General features: G+C 61.2%; 14 protein-coding genes. 7 read left to right on the top strand and 7 right to left on the bottom strand.

Translation table 11 applies throughout. The features are described from left to right. The first annotated feature begins 226 nt into the window (after positions 1-226). Positions 227-1,144, top strand: coding sequence for a PhzF family phenazine biosynthesis protein (locus K7A42_RS19885; protein ID WP_006698029.1), 918 nt, complete (start codon positions 227-229; stop codon positions 1,142-1,144). A 110-nt stretch (positions 1,145-1,254) separates the two neighbouring features. Here the strand turns inward: K7A42_RS19885 and K7A42_RS19890 are convergent, their stop codons facing one another. Continuing rightward, positions 1,255-7,620, bottom strand: coding sequence for a hypothetical protein (locus tag K7A42_RS19890; RefSeq protein WP_282455737.1), 6,366 nt, complete (start codon positions 7,618-7,620; stop codon positions 1,255-1,257). A gap of 477 nt (positions 7,621-8,097) precedes the next feature. Between K7A42_RS19890 and K7A42_RS19895 the strand changes: the two genes are divergently transcribed. Next, on the top strand, positions 8,098-8,466 hold the full coding sequence (locus K7A42_RS19895; RefSeq protein WP_022556070.1) for an Hpt domain-containing protein: 369 nt from the start codon (positions 8,098-8,100) through the stop codon (positions 8,464-8,466). A gap of 131 nt (positions 8,467-8,597) precedes the next feature. Further along, a complete protein-coding gene (locus K7A42_RS19900) occupies positions 8,598-8,918 on the top strand; it encodes a 2Fe-2S iron-sulfur cluster-binding protein (RefSeq protein ID WP_006697584.1) in 321 nt (106 codons plus the stop codon). A 301-nt stretch (positions 8,919-9,219) separates the two neighbouring features. Here K7A42_RS19900 and K7A42_RS19905 read toward each other — a convergent pair whose 3' ends face one another. Next, complete coding sequence (locus K7A42_RS19905; protein ID WP_282455738.1) at positions 9,220-9,846, bottom strand: DUF922 domain-containing Zn-dependent protease; 627 nt, start codon at positions 9,844-9,846, stop codon at positions 9,220-9,222. 178 nt (positions 9,847-10,024) lie between these two features. On the opposite strand from K7A42_RS19905, the gene folP reads away from it, so the two are divergent. The 3 genes from folP to folK all read left to right on the top strand — a co-directional run bounded on the left by folP (position 10,025) and on the right by folK (position 11,774). After that, complete coding sequence (folP, locus tag K7A42_RS19910; RefSeq protein ID WP_107339723.1) at positions 10,025-10,810, top strand: dihydropteroate synthase; 786 nt, start codon at positions 10,025-10,027, stop codon at positions 10,808-10,810. A 78-nt stretch (positions 10,811-10,888) separates the two neighbouring features. After that, on the top strand, positions 10,889-11,254 hold the full coding sequence (gene folB / locus K7A42_RS19915) for a dihydroneopterin aldolase (RefSeq protein ID WP_003502532.1): 366 nt from the start codon (positions 10,889-10,891) through the stop codon (positions 11,252-11,254). Positions 11,255-11,258: 4 nt separating this feature from the next. Continuing rightward, on the top strand, positions 11,259-11,774 hold the full coding sequence (folK, locus tag K7A42_RS19920) for a 2-amino-4-hydroxy-6-hydroxymethyldihydropteridine diphosphokinase (protein ID WP_282455739.1): 516 nt from the start codon (positions 11,259-11,261) through the stop codon (positions 11,772-11,774). A gap of 13 nt (positions 11,775-11,787) precedes the next feature. On the opposite strand, the gene K7A42_RS19925 is transcribed toward folK, so the two are convergent. The 4 genes from K7A42_RS19925 to K7A42_RS19940 form a co-directional block, all read right to left on the bottom strand. Then, positions 11,788-12,348 (bottom strand): hypothetical protein, encoded by a 561-nt coding sequence (locus tag K7A42_RS19925; RefSeq protein ID WP_004441493.1) that lies wholly within the window; start codon positions 12,346-12,348, stop codon positions 11,788-11,790. A 129-nt stretch (positions 12,349-12,477) separates the two neighbouring features. Further along, the gene (locus tag K7A42_RS19930) at positions 12,478-13,557 is read right to left on the bottom strand and encodes a YcjF family protein (RefSeq protein ID WP_282455740.1); all 1,080 of its coding nucleotides are present in this window, start codon (positions 13,555-13,557) and stop codon (positions 12,478-12,480) included. Continuing rightward, on the bottom strand, positions 13,554-15,032 hold the full coding sequence (locus tag K7A42_RS19935; RefSeq protein ID WP_282455741.1) for a YcjX family protein: 1,479 nt from the start codon (positions 15,030-15,032) through the stop codon (positions 13,554-13,556). Before K7A42_RS19935 ends, K7A42_RS19930 begins: the two co-directional genes overlap by 4 nt. Before the next feature lie 127 nt (positions 15,033-15,159). Beyond that, a complete protein-coding gene (locus K7A42_RS19940; RefSeq protein WP_282455859.1) occupies positions 15,160-15,636 on the bottom strand; it encodes a SixA phosphatase family protein in 477 nt (158 codons plus the stop codon). 302 nt (positions 15,637-15,938) lie between these two features. On the opposite strand from K7A42_RS19940, the gene dksA reads away from it, so the two are divergent. Beyond that, positions 15,939-16,358, top strand: a complete 420-nt coding sequence (gene dksA, locus K7A42_RS19945; RefSeq protein WP_004441503.1) for an RNA polymerase-binding protein DksA — start codon at positions 15,939-15,941, stop codon at positions 16,356-16,358. Positions 16,359-16,461: 103 nt separating this feature from the next. Here dksA and K7A42_RS19950 read toward each other — a convergent pair whose 3' ends face one another. Next, positions 16,462-17,640: a flagellar biosynthetic protein FliO gene (locus tag K7A42_RS19950; protein ID WP_282455742.1), complete on the bottom strand. Its 1,179-nt coding sequence runs from the start codon at positions 17,638-17,640 to the stop codon at positions 16,462-16,464. Positions 17,641-17,766: the final 126 nt, after the last annotated feature.

Genomic DNA, 17,766 nt, shown 5'->3' on the forward strand with positions numbered 1-17,766 from the left:
AAGTCGTTCAAGACCTCCGGTCGCAAGCCGCAAGACGCACCCTTGGTACATGAAGACGACCGCTGGCGACAAGGCCTTTCGGGCGGGGAGACGTTCTCCCGGCCATGCCATTGAATCGCGCCGTTCCACAGCTTCTTGATTTCCTGTCGCAACAAGGGTTGCGGTGTAAGGCGGCCTGATGCAGTTTGCGCAAGGCAGACGAGGTGTCGAATGGCAGGAGACGGGTGTGGCGCTGCACTACAATATCTACGACGTATTTACCGAGACGAAAATGGCGGGAAACCCGCTGGCGGTGATGTATGATGCCGATGACCTCGATCAGGGGACGATGCAGGCCATCGCCCGGGAGATGAATCTCTCCGAGACCGTTTTCATCAATCGCTCCAGCAACCCTGCGCACGCGGCTTCCCTGCGCATATTCACACCCTCGGGTGAATTGCCTTTCGCCGGACATCCGACCGTCGGCGCCGCAGTAGCGATTGCCGAGCGCAATCGAGGGGATGGCGACGACGACATCGATATGGTCTGCGTACTCGAGGAGAAGGTGGGGCCCGTGCGCTGCGCGGTGAAAATGCGCGCCGGCGCCGTCAGCTTTGCGGAATTCGATCTGCCGCGCAGATCTTCAAGGGTGGACCTGCCCCTCGATCATGCCGCCCTGGCGGATGCGCTGGGTGTCAGCGAAGGCCATCTCGGTTTTGAAAATCATGTGCCATCGATCTGGACGGCCGGCGTGCCTTTCCTGCTGGTGCCGATGCATAATATCGCCGCAGTGCGTGATATGGATTTCGACGCCGGTCTGTGGCTGCGCACCGCACCGCTGGTTGAGGGGCTGCTGACGGCGGCCTATATTTACTGTCGCGGCGGTGTCAATCACGCCGCAAAGTTCCATGCCCGTATGTTCTCCCCGGATATGGGCATTGCCGAAGACCCCGCAACCGGCTCGGCCGCCGCCGCGCTTTCCGGCGCCATCCACCATTTCGACGGGCTGACTGACGGACATTATCCGCTTCTGATCGAGCAGGGGGTGGAGATGGAAAGACCGTCTCACATCCACCTGCGCATGGACATCAAGGACGGCGAAATCGGCCGCGCCCGCATCGGCGGCCACGCGGTGCGGGTTGCATCAGGCACGTTCGAGATTTGATGCAGGCCATGCTGGTCAAATACGTAGCGTGAAAGGATGGCGAAGCAACTGGCTCGCACAAAAGAAAAACCCCGGTCTTTACCGGAGTTTTTCTTTCAGTGTCGTTCAGATCAATTAAACCGACCCGCCGCATGGGCAAGCATCGTATAGACCTTGCCGGTATCGGAGGTGAGGTAGGATTGTGTCACGGTCCGGTCGCGGTCGGTCCGGGCCACATCGGCAAGCAGCTTCTCGAAATCGTTGATATAGCGGTCAACGGCGGTGCGGAACTCCGCTTCACGCTCATATTTGCGCTTGATCTCGTCGAAGGTCGTCTGGCCTTTCAGCGTGTAGAGACGACGGGTAAAGACGTCGCGTTCGCCACGCTGGTAACGGCGCCACAGTTCCACCGACGCATCGTGATCGATGGCGCGGGCGATGTCAACGGAGAGCGAGTTCAGCGATTCCACCATGTGGCGGGGATTACGGGTGTCGGCTGCACGGGTCGGCTGTTGCTCGGTGCTGGCGCGCGGTGCGGGGGCTGCGGGCGTCTCCTGCGAGGCGCCGCGCAGCAGATCGCTGATCCAGCCGCCGCCTTCTTCGCGACGTCCCGCCTGGCTTGGTGCGACCGGCTGCGCCGGAGCGGGTGCCTGACGATTCTCAACTTGCCGGTTTTCGACCTGGCGATTTTCGAGCGGCAACGTGCCGCGCAGGGCAGGTGCTGGCTGCTGCTGCGCCGGGCGCTGCTGTTGAACCGGCACCGGGGCTGCGGGCTGCGGGCGCGGCTCTACGCGGCGCTCGACAGCCGGCTGGGTTGCGGCGATGGCGCGGGCAACCGGCTCGGACACTTCCATCTGCTGCGTCGAGCGGCCGACGAGCTGGGAAATATCCTGCAGCGCCTTGATCTGCTCGGATACGGCGCGGCGCATTGCGGCCGCACTTTCCTTGGCTTCTTCAGGCAGGTCGAAGGCGCCACGCTTCAGTTCGGCGCGGGTCGCGTCAAGTTCGCGGCGGATATCGTGGCTTGAACGACGGATTTCATCGGTCGCGCCGGCGAAGCGGCTCACCGCTTCCTCGACAGCCTCGCGCAGCGTTTCCTTGAGGTTGGCTGCGGCCGCATTGGATTTTTCGGAAGCACTGCCGAGAAGGTTGTCGACTTCCGAGAGAGAGGATTCGACACCGCCGCGCAGGCGGTTGACCAGCTCGTCGGAGTATTTTTGCGCGTCGGAGAGCGTGCTCTCGATCGAGCGGCTGGCATCCTGACCGGCGGCGAGCAGGGCGCCCCGCATGGTCTGTGCCGCCGAACGGGCGCGCTGTTCGGTTTCATCAAGCGAGCGGCCGATATCGGAGAAGGAAGCCTGCAGATTTTCACGCAGGTTGCCGGCGACGTTTTGCGAACGCTCTTCAGCCTCGTTAAGTGTGGTTTCTACCACACCAATGACATTGCGCATGGCGCTTTCGATTTCCTCGGAACGCTTGACGAGGCCGACAGACAGGCTGCGCAACGCATCCTGGCGTTCTTCCAGCGTGCCGACGAGGCTCGACTGGGCGGCATTCAGCAGCTCGGATGCCTGGCTCAGCACCTTGGAATGTTCTTCGAAGCGGCTGACGATGCCAGCGACCTGCGCCAGCGTCTGGCCGGAAATATTCGACAGACGGTCGATCTTTCCTTCCAGCAGACGGCTGGAACTGGACACCATGTCGGCGGCCTGCGACGCGGACTCCGAGAAACGGGCTGCAGACGCATTCAGCGCTTCATCCGCTGCACCGAAGCCCTGAGCGGCGCGCTCAACGGCCGAATTGAAGTTGGTTGCCGACTGTTCGACGATTTCGGCCATGCTGTTATGGGTCTGCGACAGCATATCCGTGCTCTGACGAGTGGCGGCAACCAGCTTGTTGGCTGCTTCGCTTCCGGCGCGGGCATATTTGTCGATACCCTGTTCGACGGCGTCCGCCATTGCAGTATGGGTTTCCGACAACATGTCGGTGCTCTGGCGGGTGGCTGCGACCAGCTTGCTTGCCGCATCCGTTCCGGCGGCGGCATAATCGCTGATTGCCTGCTCCACCATGCCGACCATGCCGCTATTGCTCTGCGACAGAAGCTCGGCGCTCTGCTGGGCGGCGGAAACGATCTTTTCGGCGGCTTCGCGGCCGATGGTGGCATATTCGTCGACGACAGGCTTTGCCTTTTCCTCGATAAGACGCGACAGCTCCGCGGAGCGGCTGGCCAGCATCGAGTTGAGTTCGCGGGTGCGGTTGTCCAGTGCCGAACGGATCGATTCGCCGCGCGCGTCGAGGGCGGATTCAACACCCGTCAAAGTCTCGGAAATGACACCAACCTGTGAGCGGACAACGGCTTCAGCCTCGGCAACCTTGTTGACGATGATGTTGCCCGCCTCGGAGAAGGTCTGCGCCACGGCGGCAGCCTGGCCGGAGAGGCGCGTCTGTGCATCCGAAATACGGTTGACGATTTCACCCGAGCGTTCCTCGATGGCCTTGGTAAAGGCCTCGTTCTGTGCCTGCACCTGTTCGGCGAACTCCGCGCCGGACTTCGCCAGCAGGGCGGAGGAACGGGCAGCTTCGTCGCCGATGCTTTGCGTGGCAGAGGTAACCGCCCCACGCAGGCTGACAGCAAGATCGGTGGCCTTGCCTTCGATGGTGCGATTGACGTTTTCGAGACCGATCGTCAGTGCGCGGTCCATCGTGCCGAGGCGCTCATCGATGCGGGCCGTGCCGGTATCGAAGGTTTCGGCCAGGCGGCTGGTGCGGCTTTCGAAGGTGTCGGCAACGCGGGTCGTCTGCTCGTCCAGGATGCCGGTGATCCGCTCGGCGGCCTCATCGCTGGTGCGCGCAAAGACGGCTGTCTTGTCTTCCAGCGCCTCGGCGAAGCGGCGGCCGGCATCCTCGATTGACGTGTTCACATTGGCGAGATCGCCGCCGACGCGTGCCTGAAGCGTATCGAGAGAGGTCTCGATGCGGGTGCCGGTTTCGTCGAGACGGGTGGTGACGTTGCCGATAGAGGTCTCGATTTTCGAGGAGAGGGCGTCCGTCGCGCCGCCGATTTCGCGTGCGGCTTCGCCGATCTTGACGGCGATATCGCCGGCGCTGTTGCGAAGACGCTCTTCCAGCGTTGCCGCACTACCGTCAATCGCCTTCTGCAGCGTTTCCTGCTGGGTTTCGAGCGACAGTTCAAGCATGCTGGCGCTGGAGGCGACCGTGGTGCCGATCATCATCGCCTGCTCGGAGAGCATGTCGCCCATCTGGGTCGTGGCGGAGCTGAGCGTGGCTGCAATTTCTGCCTGACGCTGCTCAAGCGTGCTGCGGATGTCGTCGTGCGATTGCGAAAGATTGCTTTCGAGGCGCGAGACGCCTTCTTCCACGGTCTGCGCAAACCGGGTGCTGCCGTCCTCAACGACGCTTTCAATGCGGTTGGCCGCGCCCGAAACGCTTAGCTCGATCAGACCGCTGTTGCGTTCCAGCGACCCGGCAATACGCTCGGCCTGCGAGCCAAGCATGGTTTCGAGCCGCTCATGGCCGCTGGCAAGCGCATTTTCAAGCGTGAAAGCAGTGGCTTCCAGGCGTTGGCCGACGCCGGCCGCCGCAAGCGAAAGCGATGACGCCCTGGCGTCCATGGCTTCGGCGATCCGTTCTTCGACACCCGAAATGGTCATGTCGAGCGCCATGGTGCGGCTGTCGAGCGCATCGGCGATGCGTTCTTCCGCACCCGATACGATACCGGAAAGAGCCGCCGTGCGGGTGTCCAGCGCGCTGGCAATGCGGTCTTCCACGCCGGAAACGGCGCTGTGCAGGGCGGCGGTGCGGCCGTCGAGAATATCCGCGATCTTTTCCTCCACGCCCGAGAAGCTCATGTCGAGCGCCATCGTGCGGCTGTCGAGGACGTCGGTGATGCGCTCTTCCGCGCCCGAAACGACTGACTTCAGGGAATCCGTCCGGCTGTCGAGCGCGCCGGCGATGCGGGTTTCGGCGCTGGCCACCAACTCGCCGAGAACCGCGGTGCGTGTATCGAGCGTTTCGGTGATTTTTTCCTCGACTCCGGAGAAGGCCATATCCAGCGCCATCGTGCGGCTGTCGAGTGCATCCGTGATGCGTTCTTCCGCACCCGAAACCACGGCGTTGAGGGCTGCGGTGCGGCCGTCCAGCGTTTCTGCAATCCGGGTTTCGGCGCCCGCCACCACATCGCCGAGCGCGGCTGTGCGGCTGTCCAGCGCGCCGGCAATTTTCTCTTCGGCGCTCGCCACGATGCCGGTGAGCGCGGAGGTGCGGTTGTCGAGCGTCTCGGAAAGCCGTTCCTCCACATTGGCGAAGGTCATGTCGAGAGACAGCGTGCGGCTGTCCATGGTGTCGGCGATGCGTTCCTCGACGCCGGAAATGGTGCTGGAAAGCGCAGCCGTGCGGCCATCAAGCGTTTCGGCGATACGGCTCTCGGCTCCGGAGACGACGTCGTGCAGGACAGCCGTGCGGCTTTCCAGCGTGTCGGAGATGCGGTCCTCGATGCCGGAGACTGCGCCGGTAATGGCTGCGGCCCGCGTTTCGAGCGTTTCGGCAAGGCGACGTTCCACGTCGGCGACGACGTTGTTGATCGCAGCTGCACGTTCGTCGAGCATGGCAGCGAGGCGTTCTGCCGTGCCGGAGACGGAGCCGGTAATAGCCATGGAACGGCTGGCGAGCGCTTCGTCGAAACGGTTCTGGCTGGCCGAAAGCGCGCCGAACAGGGCGTTGCTGCGTTCCGACAGCACGGCGTCGATCTTCTCGTGCGAATTGGCGAAGACGTCTGTGATTTCGGCGGTGCGCTGGCCGATCGCGTCGCTGAAGGCCTGAGTCCGGGCCTCAAGCGCGCTTTCCAGCATTTCCTGACCCGTGCCGAGCGCGGTGGCGAGCGCCAGCGACTGATCGGTCATGGTGGTGCCGATGCGTTCCAGACCGGCGCTCAACATGGTGTCTAGTGCTTCAGAACCGCCCGCCACGGTTTCGTTGATCCGGGCAAGGCTTTCCATCAGCTTGCTATCGAGGCTGCCGGCGCGCTGGTCGAAGGCGCTGGCGAATTGCGCCACGTGTTCATCGAAGGCCGAGTTGACCTGACCCACCGTCGCCTGCATCCGTTCCTCATAGAGGCCGGAGCGGAGATCGAGATCCATGATGGCGTCGTCGGCCGTGCTCTGCAGGCTTTGGCGGAAGGAGAGGCCTTTTTCCTCGAGCGTCGTGGAGAGCTTGTCGAGCACGGTATCCAGCGAACCGCCGATGATCTGCTGGCCGCGTTCGATATTGCGGTTGAGCTCGAGCGTGCGGCTGGAAAGCGTCTCATTGAGCTGGCGGGTGCGTTCCTCAAGCGCGCTGTTGAGGCTTTCCACGCCGCTGTCGAGCGTCGAGGCATGGATCGCGAAACGCTCGAGCAGCACTTCACCGCGTTCGTCCAGCGTCGAGGTGAGATTATGCAGCCGCATGTCGAATTCGTTGGAAATCGTCGTGCCGGAGGAGTTCAGCGCCTGAAGCAGGTTCTCGGTCTTGGCAGCGATCAGGCTGCCCATCGCTTCCGTCGAAGCGCGCGATTTTTCCAGGAGAGCCGCCGAACGTGTGTCGATCATCGACGCAAAGGCCTCGCCGGTCGTGGCGATCCGCATCGAAAGCTCTTCGCCGACGATGGAGAGTTCTTCCTTGATCTGTTCCTGCGCGCCGACGATGGAGGAGCGGATGCGCTCGGCATGGTTGACGATTGCGTCGCGTTCGGCGGTCAGTTCCTGCACGAGGCTGCGCACGCGCAGCTCATTGTCCGCATAGCTGCGCTCAAGCGCATTGACTTCGGAATGGACGAGTGTTTCGAGTTCCGTCGCACGCGCAATGGTGCGCTCGATACCGTCATTCATGGCCGAGACTTCACGGCGAACCGCCTGGCCAACGGACATGATGCGGTCAGAGGCAACGGTTTCGGGTTCGGCAAGCCGAAGCGCGACTTCCGCCATGGAGCGGGCGGCGTTGCGCAGATCGCGGGCACGCGCCATCATGATGGCGAAGGCGAAAAACAACATGACCGGCACCAGAATGCCGACGACGATCGCCATCAGGCCGGGGATCGCGGCAAGGTCGGAAAGCGAACCGATATTCCAGAGCGCATTGCCGTAAAGAAGATGCGCGATGCCAAGGCCGCCGAGCGCCCATATGACCGACATGATCGTAGCGTTGCGAAGCGCGCCGCCGATGGACCCGCCTTCCAGCGATTTGAGGATCATGGCCGGGCTGCGCTTGGACCCGTCATTGGCCGCTTCGAGATTGGGCGATTTCGGCGCCGGTTCGACAGGCGTGCGCGCGACTTCGGGAGCAGGGTTCGGTCTGCTGGCTTCCTTCACTCTGGCCTCCGGCTGCTTCGGCGCTGCAGTCTTCCGCGTCTCCGGCTTTTCTTCGAAAGCGCCAAGCTGCAGGGCATCTTCCAATGCCTGGAAAGCAGTCTCGTCGACAGAGTCGCTGATCTTGTTATTCGCCATGCGGTTACGCCTCGTTACACATACGCCCGGCTTCATGCCGTTGGACCGCCTGCCTATGCAGGCGGACTGCCGCCATCATGCCAGCGGAACATGTCCCTCCAAGAGAGAACAATCCCGCCACTTACCAAATCCCGAATGCTGGTGATCCAGCTTTCGGGCGAAATTACAACACTGTGCCGCAATAACAAAGCTTGTGCTTAGGCCTCGCAGCAACAGCAGTACCGTAGTGACACATTTAGGTGTTCGAAACAATTAATGCGGATTTGCGGTGGTGGCGAAGTGTCGGCTTTTTAACAGTTTTTAAACCTGAGTTTCACGCTGAACGCCTTGTTTCGCATAAGTTTAACATAAATTAACCATAGCAGAAGATTTTCAGCCGCGTCACGCCGTAATTTAAGCCGATAGCACGGGTTAGGATGCCTGAATACGACACAGATGTGACACGAAACAGGAAACGGCAAGACAGGAATTTGAGACATGGCAGCAGTCAGTATCGCTTTCGAAGCGCCCGATAATTGCGGCGGCGCGCCGGTCACTGGAAAAAAGCCTATCGATTTCGATCATCTGGCCCGTCAGACGATGGGCGACAAGGATCTTGAGATCGAGGTGCTGCAACTGTTCAGCCGCAATGCGCGCGCCGCGCTGCACGAAATGGCGGGCGCCGGCGACACGGGCGTGAAGGCGACCGCGCACCGCTTGAAGGGCGCAGCACAGGCTGTCGGCGCCTTTGATGTTTCTGTGGCTGCCGCCGCCGTGGAGGCTGGTGGCAATGACAGCGCCGCGATTGCAAAGCTTGCGGCCGCCATTGTCGAGGCGGAAAATTTCATCCTGAAACTTTGCCGCTGAGGCGTAACTAATCAAAATTGCGGTTTCGCAAGGCCGGTTTAGGCCCTGGGCGCCCTCCAAGCGGGTTGCCAAGGCGAACCGGCCTTTCTATGTGTTTAGAACAGTTCTTAGATCACATTCTGGATTTCGGCATGACAAAACTGACAATCGTTGCCTTTGACGGCACGCCCCATGAACTCGACGTGAGCAACGGTTCCACCGTGATGGAGAATGCCGTGCGCAACTCCATCCCTGGCATCGACGCGGAATGTGGCGGTGCCTGCGCCTGCGCCACCTGTCATGTCTATGTCGACGACGCCTGGTCGGAGCGCGTTGGCGGGCCGGAGCCGATGGAAGAAGACATGCTGGATTTCGCTTTCGACGTGCGGCCGACTTCGCGTCTTTCCTGTCAGATCAAGATGAGCGACGACCTTGACGGTCTCGTCGTTCACGTTCCTGAGCGCCAGGGCTGAGACGAAACGGCTTTGCGGCAGAAAAAGCCCCGCTCACCAAGGTAGCGGGGAGCGGGGCGAGGCGGGTACGCAGCATGCAGGCGAGGGAGGAAACACCTGCGAGCCCTCAAGTGCGCACCGGGAGAACCGGAGGCGGCTGCGACCATCAAAGCTTTTGAGACAGGATGGTCCGAAACCGTACGTAGAACGTACAATGAGTCTCGCCGGACGCACCATCACCAGAAGTCACGGGTGAGATCGGACATCACGTAACGTCAGTCGGCCAATCATTCAGCTTTGTCGGAAGAAAGGCGCAGGCCTCTCAGCGGCGGCTCTGTCCCTGTTCGAGCCGGTTTTTCAGGAGCCGTGTCATGCGGGCATCGAAATTTCGCGATTCCACCACGTCGAACCGCATCTGGTCCCTGTCGTGCTCGTCCATCACCGTCTGGGTGATCTTGCCAACCATTTCCTGCAGCGTTTCACAGTTTTTCTGAGGGCGAAGCGCGGTCAGCTGCCGTTCGAGCGAACGGGCGTGAGTGCGGGCGATTTCGGCATGCCGTTCCTCGTGGCGCTTGATATCGGCAAGCAGCGTATCCCAGATGAAGGCCAGTTCCGCCGTGGTGCGGCGGCGGTTTTTCCATTGCGGCAGGAGAATACGGGTGTTGAGCACCACTTTGGCGGTTCCGACGCTGCAAAGGCCGTTTTTCTCGACATAGGTGAGTTCGCCGCCGAATTTGATTTCGGTCGCGCCCGGATGGCGCGCGCCGGTATTGCGGGTCAGAGGGCCGTGCCTGGAAAGCTGCTGGTCGAGGTCGGCGGCGGTTTTGCCGCTGATCGAAAAATAGGAATAGGTCTTGCGGACGATGGTTTCGGAAAAAGCCGGTCCGGGGATGGAAAGTGCGACTGTGACCGCCAAAGCGGCGCAAAGAGCACGTGATGATTTGGTCATGACCCGGCCTTCCGGTTGAACTTGAAAAACGTTTGCTGCATAGGCGGAGCGGAACTTATAAGAATTGGCATAACACTCCGTTATTCCGAAAGGCACGTGTTACGTGATAACAGCCGGCAGCAACGCGTGGCAAGCGGCCCATGGCCGCTCCCTGAAACTTGATGGGCGTGGCCGTATTATGGCCATCGTCAACGCAACGCCCGATTCCTTTTCGGATGGCGGTCGTTATCTCGCCGTCGATGCGGCTTTTTCCCATGCGCTGACCTGCGTGGAAGAAGGAGCCGACATCATCGATATCGGCGGCGAGTCCACCAGGCCCGGGGCTGCCGCGGTAACGGAAACCGAGGAGCAGGATCGGGTGCTGCCCGTCATCGAGAAATTGCGCCGCGAGACGGATGTATTGATTTCCGTCGATACCTACCGCGCTTCGACGGCTCGGCTCGCCATCGCGGCAGGGGCGCATATCGTCAATGACGTTTTCGGTTTGCAGAAAGACGCCGAAATGGCGGGCGTGGTCGCCGCCACCCGCGCGGGCGTCTGCATCATGCATACCGGCCGCGACCGGCAGAAGCTCGCCGATGTCATCGCCGACCAGTTCGAATTCCTCAATCATTCGCTCGAGATCGCCGAGGACGCGGGTGTTGCCCGCGATGCCGTCGCGCTGGATCCCGGTTTTGGTTTTGCCAAGGACGAACGGGAAAACGTTGAGCTGATGGCCCGTTTCAGCGAGCTTGCCGCCTTTGGCCTGCCGGTTCTTGCCGGCACGTCGCGCAAGCGTTTTATCGGGTCGCTGACGGGCCGGGATGCGGCCGATGAACGCGATATCGGAACGGCTGCGACGACGGCGATTCTGAGGCTTGCCGGCGCTTCGATTTTTCGTGTGCACAATGTCGCCGCGACGCGTGATGCATTGGCAATCGCCGATGCGGTTCTTGCCAAAGCGTCGGCAAAGGCCGATGCCTAGATCAATGAGTGCCGGAATGTCATGTCCCGAGGAGGGTGCGGCTTTCCGGCGAAACAGTCCTGCCATGGAGGCGATGCGATGAGCCGCTATACCATCATCCTGAAAAACTGTTCCTTCTTTGCCCGTCATGGTCTTCTTGAACAGGAAGAGGTGTTGGGGCAGCGCTTTTTCGTCGATGCCGAGATGGAGGTCGAGGCGGGCGACGCGCTGGAAACCGACGATATTGAGAACACCGTCGATTATGGCGTGGCTTTCGCGGTCATCGAAAAGATCGTCGTCGGCCAGCGCCGGTATCTCATAGAGGCGCTTGCGAACGACATCGCCAAGGCGCTGCGTGCCCGTTATCCGCAAATCGTCTGGCTGCGCATCACGGTGCGCAAGCCCTCGGCGCCGGTTCCCGGTATTTTGGATTATGCACAGGTGAGCGTTGAACACCGAGCCTGAAACGATGACCGTCGCTGCCTTGGGTCTCGGCGGCAATATCGGCGATGCGGCTGCCGCCATGGCCAGGGCACTGCGCGAACTCGATGCGCATGGCGATTGCCGCCTGCTGGCCGTTTCCAACCTTTACCGCACACCTCCCTGGGGCAAGACGGATCAGGCCGATTTTTTCAATTGCTGCGCTTTGGTCGAGACCTCGCTTTCGGCTCCAGCGCTGCTGGAACGGTGCCTCGATATCGAAAAAGGCATGAAACGGGTACGGACGGAACGTTGGGGCCCGCGCACCATCGATATCGATGTGCTGACCTTCGGGAACCAGTCTATCGTTACGGAAAGCATTGAAGTGCCGCATCCGCGCATGACGGAGCGCGCTTTCGTGCTGATGCCGCTTGCTGATATAGCGCCTGATCTCCAGGTCAGGGGAAAGTCCGTCCGGGAATGGCTTCAGCAGGCGGACAAGAGCGGCATTGTCAGCGCAAACGAAAAGCGGGAGTGGTGGACACTCCCGCCTGGCAATGGCTGAAAAACTGTAGTCTTTACGGCTTGATCGAGCCGACAGCCAGCTGGTCGATATCGCGCGCCAGCGTGACGCCGATGACCGGTATCATCTGATCGGCGACCTTCACCGAGATGGTGATGTTCATCGAATTGTCGTTGGAGACGCGGGCAACCATTGCACCGTTGAGTTTGGCGCGGTTGATGCCGACGACGACCTTGTCGCCGCTGACCTGTCCAGAGGTGATGTCCAGACCCTTGCCGGCCGCGCCATCAAGGAACCTGCCTTCGTAGCTGTTGCCCTTCTGGCTGATGACGGCGGACATGGGCTGGCTGAAGACGCCGACGCGGCAGGTGCCGCCGAGCTTTATGCCGGTCTGCTTGTCGTCAAGCGGTTCGCCCGTCAGGTCGCAGGTGAATTTCGTGCCCTTGTATTTGCCGGCGACGATTTCGCCCGGACCCTTCCAGACGCCAGCAACGGAGCGGAAAAACACGTCGTCGCGATCGCGTGATGCGGCATGCACGTCAGACATGCCGAAACCGCCGCTGACGGACAATATGGCGGCAAGTCCGCCCACAAGCGAAAAGAAGCGCGAATACATGATACTTTCCCCGGCGAAGAAGCCTGTTCGATAGGCTGCAATCTACCGGCGGAATGGTTAATGCTTGGTTTATTTCACTCTCATTTGCGGCGTCGTCCGTAACCTTTTGAACCGCTCAAAGCCGAGCGATCAGGCTTTCTCGCCGCTTTTTCCACTGCTTAAATCGGGCGTGAGGTCGGACATGAAATCGCCGATTCCCGGCCGTTTCACAGCCCTGAACGGCAGCGGGCGGCAAAGATCCATTGCAGCAATACCGATTCGCGCCGTCATCAGACCATTGATGACGCCTTCGCCGAGACGTGCGGAGAGTTTCGAAGCAAGGCCGTGTCCGAGAACCTGTTGAGCGAGCCCGTCACCGACGGCGATCGATCCCGTGACGGCGAGATGGGCGACAACATCGCGCAGGAGTTTCAGCATGCCGAGCGTGCCGGGACGGCCGCCGTAAAGCTCTGCCATGGCGCGCACCAGCCGCGTCACTTCGAACAGCACATAAGCGAGATCGACGACGGCGCGTGGGCTGACGGCGGTGACAACCGAGACCCGTTTTGATGAATTGAGAATCAGCGCCCGCGCCTGTCGGTCGAGCGGCACCAGCAGTTCACGTTCGGCAAGCTCGATCAGATGCGGCCCGTCGATGACATCGCTTTCGGTTTCCTTCAGCGCCGCGCGCCCCTTGGCCGTTTCCGCCCGATGGGAAAGGACGGCATTCAGGCGGGTGACGATGGCGCGGGCGGGTTTCGAGCTCTTGTCGAGGCTTGCCGTCTCGGCATCCGCCTTGAGAGATTGTACGGCATTCAGCCGCATGATGCCGAAGACTTCGCGGCCGACGAGGGCGAGAACCGCAAAAAGCGCCACGATGAGGACGATCGTTGCCGTGTAGCCCAGCCAGTCGGAGCGGGAAAACAGATTGCGGATGAGCTGATCCGCCCAGAGCCCGAAGGCAAGCGAGAACAGGACACCCAAGGCACCCAGCGCCAGCTTGCCGAAGGAGAAGCGGCTTTTCTTCGGGATCGCCACGGGCAGAGCGGCAGCGTCTATGTCCTCAGGTACCAGAAACGGATCGTCTTCATCTGGCGTCGAAGATATCTCCGCATCGAAACTGCGCGGCGCTCGCTTCTGCGTGGCGGACGGTCGTGCCATCTCTTCCGTCTCGAGCGTGAAAGCGGCGGGGCGGCGCGTCTGCGGATCGTTTTGTGTGGGAGCTTTCATGCGAGCTTGTCTCCGAACAGGAACTGCATGGCGCGGTCGAGCCTGATATGTGGAACGGAAAGCCGAATGCCGCCGCTGCCCGGCTCGTCAATGTTGGGCGGTCGAAAACGCACGACATTGACATCAGGTAGTGTCGCCTTGTCGCCATCCCGGTCTATGCTGCGGAACAATGGCTCCGGATCGTCAGGCAGGTCGCCCGGAAAGATCGCTGTCTTGCGATTGCCGTCAAATGTCTCGCCATTGATTGTTTCGCCGGCCATCGGCGTGCCCACGATGACGGGCAGTTCGTGGCCATCCTGTCGAACACTTGCCTCTCTCGTGGCGCGAACCGAAGCCAGCGCCATGACTTCGATACCGGCGCCATTCATGCCGATGGTGGTGATGGCGCGGTCGACCAGACGCCGGGTCAGGCGCTCCAGCCGGTCATGGCTTTCGTGATGGAGATGATCGGCCTTCGTAGCCGCAATCAGCACCTTGTCGATGCGACGGCCGATCAGCGACGACAGCAGGCTGTTGGTGCCGGGGCGGAAACAGGCGAGAACATCGCCCAGCGCCCGCTCCAGATCCTGAACGGCTTCCGGACCGCGATTGACGGCCTGCAGCGTGTCGATCAGGACGATCTGCCGGTCGAGGCGGGCGAAATGCTCGCGGAAGAAGGGTTTGACGACAATCGACTTGTAGGCGTCGTAGCGCCGCTCCATCATGGCGCGCAGGGAGCCTTTCGGCGCTTTTTCGTCCGTCAGGCCGGGAAGCGGCGCAAAGGTCAGCGCGGGCGACCCTTCCAGATCGCCGGGCATCAGGAAGCGGCCGGGCGGCAGGGTGGACAGCGATCTCTCGTCGGACTTGCAAGCCTTGAGATAGGCCGCGAAGCTTTCAGCCAAGCGTCGGGCCGTCATTTCGTCGGCGGGCGCGTTGATATCGAGCGAAGAGGCGATGGCCAGCCATTCCTGTGCCAGCTCGGCGCGGACCCCGCTTCCGGCCAGCGAGACCGTGGTATCGCTGAATTGCCTGTAATCCTGCGACAGAAGCGGCAGGTCGAGCAGCCATTCGCCGGGGTAATCGACGATATCGATAGAGAGCTTGCCGGCCGAGAACCAGCGGCCCCAGCCGCTGGCCCTCTGGTAATCCAGCGTGATCCTGAGTTCCGAGATCGCCCGCGTCGAATCCGGCCAAAGCCGGTCGCGCACCAGTGCCTGGATGTGATCTTCATATTGAAAGCGGGGAATGGCGTCGTCCGGCTGCGGCTCCAGCCGCACGTTAGAAACGCGTCCGGAGCGCACGGCCTCAAACAGCGGCAGCCGCCCGCCGTTGAGAAGATTGTGGACCAGCGAAGAGATGAAAACCGTCTTGCCCGCCCGCGAAAGGCCGGTGACACCAAGCCGCAATGTTGGGTGAGTGAGGTTACTCGCGCGGTCGGCCAGATTATCGAACGCAATGAGCGCACTGTCTGTCAGGGACGTAAGAGAAGGCGGCAATGGCAATTTCCCGGCTGCGTTAAACGGTCACGGCTGCAATATAGGAAGATACGGTTGCCCAAAAAAGAAGCGCGCCAGCGGATTTTCAGCGCGCCTTCTTTCGACAATTCATCGCACGCCGAAGCGATTATTTGCCCGGTGCGAGGAAATCGACCAGCCGCCAGCGGTCTCTGCCGTTGGCAGCACCGCCGTTGTGATCCAGAACCGCGAGGCCCGATGTCGGAAAACCCGAGGGCAGGGCGGCATGTAGCAAGTCCTCGCCTATCATCGCTTCCAGCGTTGCCTCCATGGTGGGGTTATGGCCCACCAGCATCACTGACTGCGCCTCCGTCTGAGCGGCGACAAGGGAGAGATAGGTTTCGCTGCGCGCATTATACATCTCATCGACATAGAAGATGTCTATGCCTTCATTGAAGGCCCTTTGCCAGGCCTCCGTTGTCTGCCGGCAGCGAACGGCCGTGGAAGACAGGAGGACTTCGGGCCGGTAGCGGCGGTCGGCGGCGAGGTCGGCAATGACCTCCGCCTCGGCAAAGCCGGCCTCGTTCAATCCCCGGTCGAAATCCCGTTCTCCCGGCGCCGCCCAGGCGGCCTTGGCGTGACGCAGAAGATAAACTCGGCTCGGGGAAGATGCTGTCAAGGGCGGGGACCGGCGTTCGAATGTCAGGGCACGGGCGGAATGCTACAGGATTGGGTTGCAGGACCGCAAGTCCTCTTTCCTGTTGGTAAGTCGCATTGAAGTGATTGAAGAAGAGATCGCTTCAATACGAATAAAGAATAAAAATTAGTCATTTAGATGATTTTTGTGTCAGTTTTAAAAATGCCCGAAAACTGATCTGTAGACTTGAACCGGCCACTATCATTGGAGTATACACCGCCGCATTGAGATGTTCTTCGAGGAGAATCGCGTTGAGTGAGAAGATCGATCTTAGCAAATATGTGCTCTCGGAAGACGATGAGTTCATGAATGCCAGCCAGCGCGCCTACTTTCGCGCGAAGCTCATAGCCTGGAAAAACGATATCCTGAGAGAAGCGCGCGAGACGCTCGGACATCTCGCCGAAGAAAGCGCCAACCATCCCGATCTTGCGGATCGGGCCTCTTCCGAAACAGACCGGGCGATCGAGCTTCGCGCCCGCGACCGTCAGCGCAAGCTGATATCAAAGATCGATGCAGCCCTTCAGCGGATCGAAGACGGCACTTACGGTTATTGCGAGGAAACAGGCGAGCCCATCGGCCTCAAGCGTCTGGACGCGCGCCCGATTGCGACCCTCTCCATCGAAGCGCAGGAGCGCCACGAGCGTCGCGAAAAAGTCTACCGCGACGAATAAGGCTAAGCCGCGTCAGACCGGTGACACTATAAAAGAACAAGGGCACGGAAACGCTTCCGTGCCCTTTTTTACGCAATAGCCTCGGGCGGGTAAATTCGTCCCTTCAGCGGTCGCGGGTCACCGAAAGCTCACCGAAGATGCGTGCCATCTCCTTCTGGACGTCACCATCCGGCGATGCGCCGGTGACTGGTGGCGTGGCCGGCTGCGGTTTTGCCTGCTTTTCCGCTACGGGGAAAGTGGCCGGGTCACTATCGGCTTCCTTGCTTTTGGCGATCTCGGCTTCGAGGAAGCTCTCGAAATCGCTGGCCAGCTCGTCTGAAAATTTCGGCTCGGTGTCATTGGCGGCGACAGCCGGATTCTCAGGCTTGGGTGGGAACGGGACAGACGGTGCGCTCGCCGCCGGGCTCATACCGGGAAGAACCCGCTCCCGCGCAGCGTCGAGAAAATCGGCTGCGATGGATTGATTGATCACCGGCTCGCGCGCAGCAAAAACGGGCGGCGCAACGTCCGCAGGCCCGCCCTCTGCCGTCTTTGTCTCTATAGGTCCCTGGGCCGGGATTGGCGGCGCAACCGGTGCGGGGGCGGGTGCCGAGGGTTCGGCCCGCTTAAACTCCGGCCGCTCCGGGGCGATGGGGAGCGACGCGGCGGCGACGGGCAGAACAGTCGCGCCCGTGGCGGCTACGGTCACCGGTATTGGCGGCGGGGCAGGACGGGCCGCCTCCCGCTCGGAAGGTGCAGGTCTTGCCGGCGCGGCGGATTCACGCGCCGTCGGAGGCGGGGACGCAGGCGGCGGTGGCGTTGCCGGGCGCGGCGACGGTGGTGCTGCCGCTGCTGTCGGAGCGGGCGCAGGGGCTTGAGACGGTTGCTGCTGCGGCAGCACGGCGCGGCGTTCCGGTGAGATGGAAGGCTCGGTCCTTTTCGGCTCGCTTTCCTGACGCGGGAGCGCCTTGAGTTCCGGCTCCTGCACGTCCCTGACGATCGGGATCGCGCCTATGCCGCTCTCGATGACGATATCGGTTGGGCCGCCGATCATGACCAGATGCTCGACATTGTCGCGCCGCACCAGCACGAGCCGACGACGCGCATCGACGGCTGTGGCGTCAAGCACCTGCAAACGTGGCTGCCGGTTGCGGCCGCCGCGGATAAAGGGCGCCGAACCGCTTCGTCTGCGCAGGATCCACAGAGCAATCGCCAGAACGAGGAGGGCCACACCCACACCGACGACGGCGACGATGAGACGGTTTCCATAGGTGCCGATAAAATCTTCCATCATGGAGATCATCCCTTCAGATTTTTGGCTTTTTGATTTCTTGGGCAATTAATATTGCCGTGGTTCTTATAATGTGAACATCAAGCACGAAAAGACGATTTTTTTAGGCGCAACACAAGGTTTATTCATTTCAGCACG

This window comes from Agrobacterium sp. InxBP2 (genome assembly GCF_026191755.1).
GTDB classification, from domain to species: domain Bacteria; phylum Pseudomonadota; class Alphaproteobacteria; order Rhizobiales; family Rhizobiaceae; genus Agrobacterium; species Agrobacterium pusense.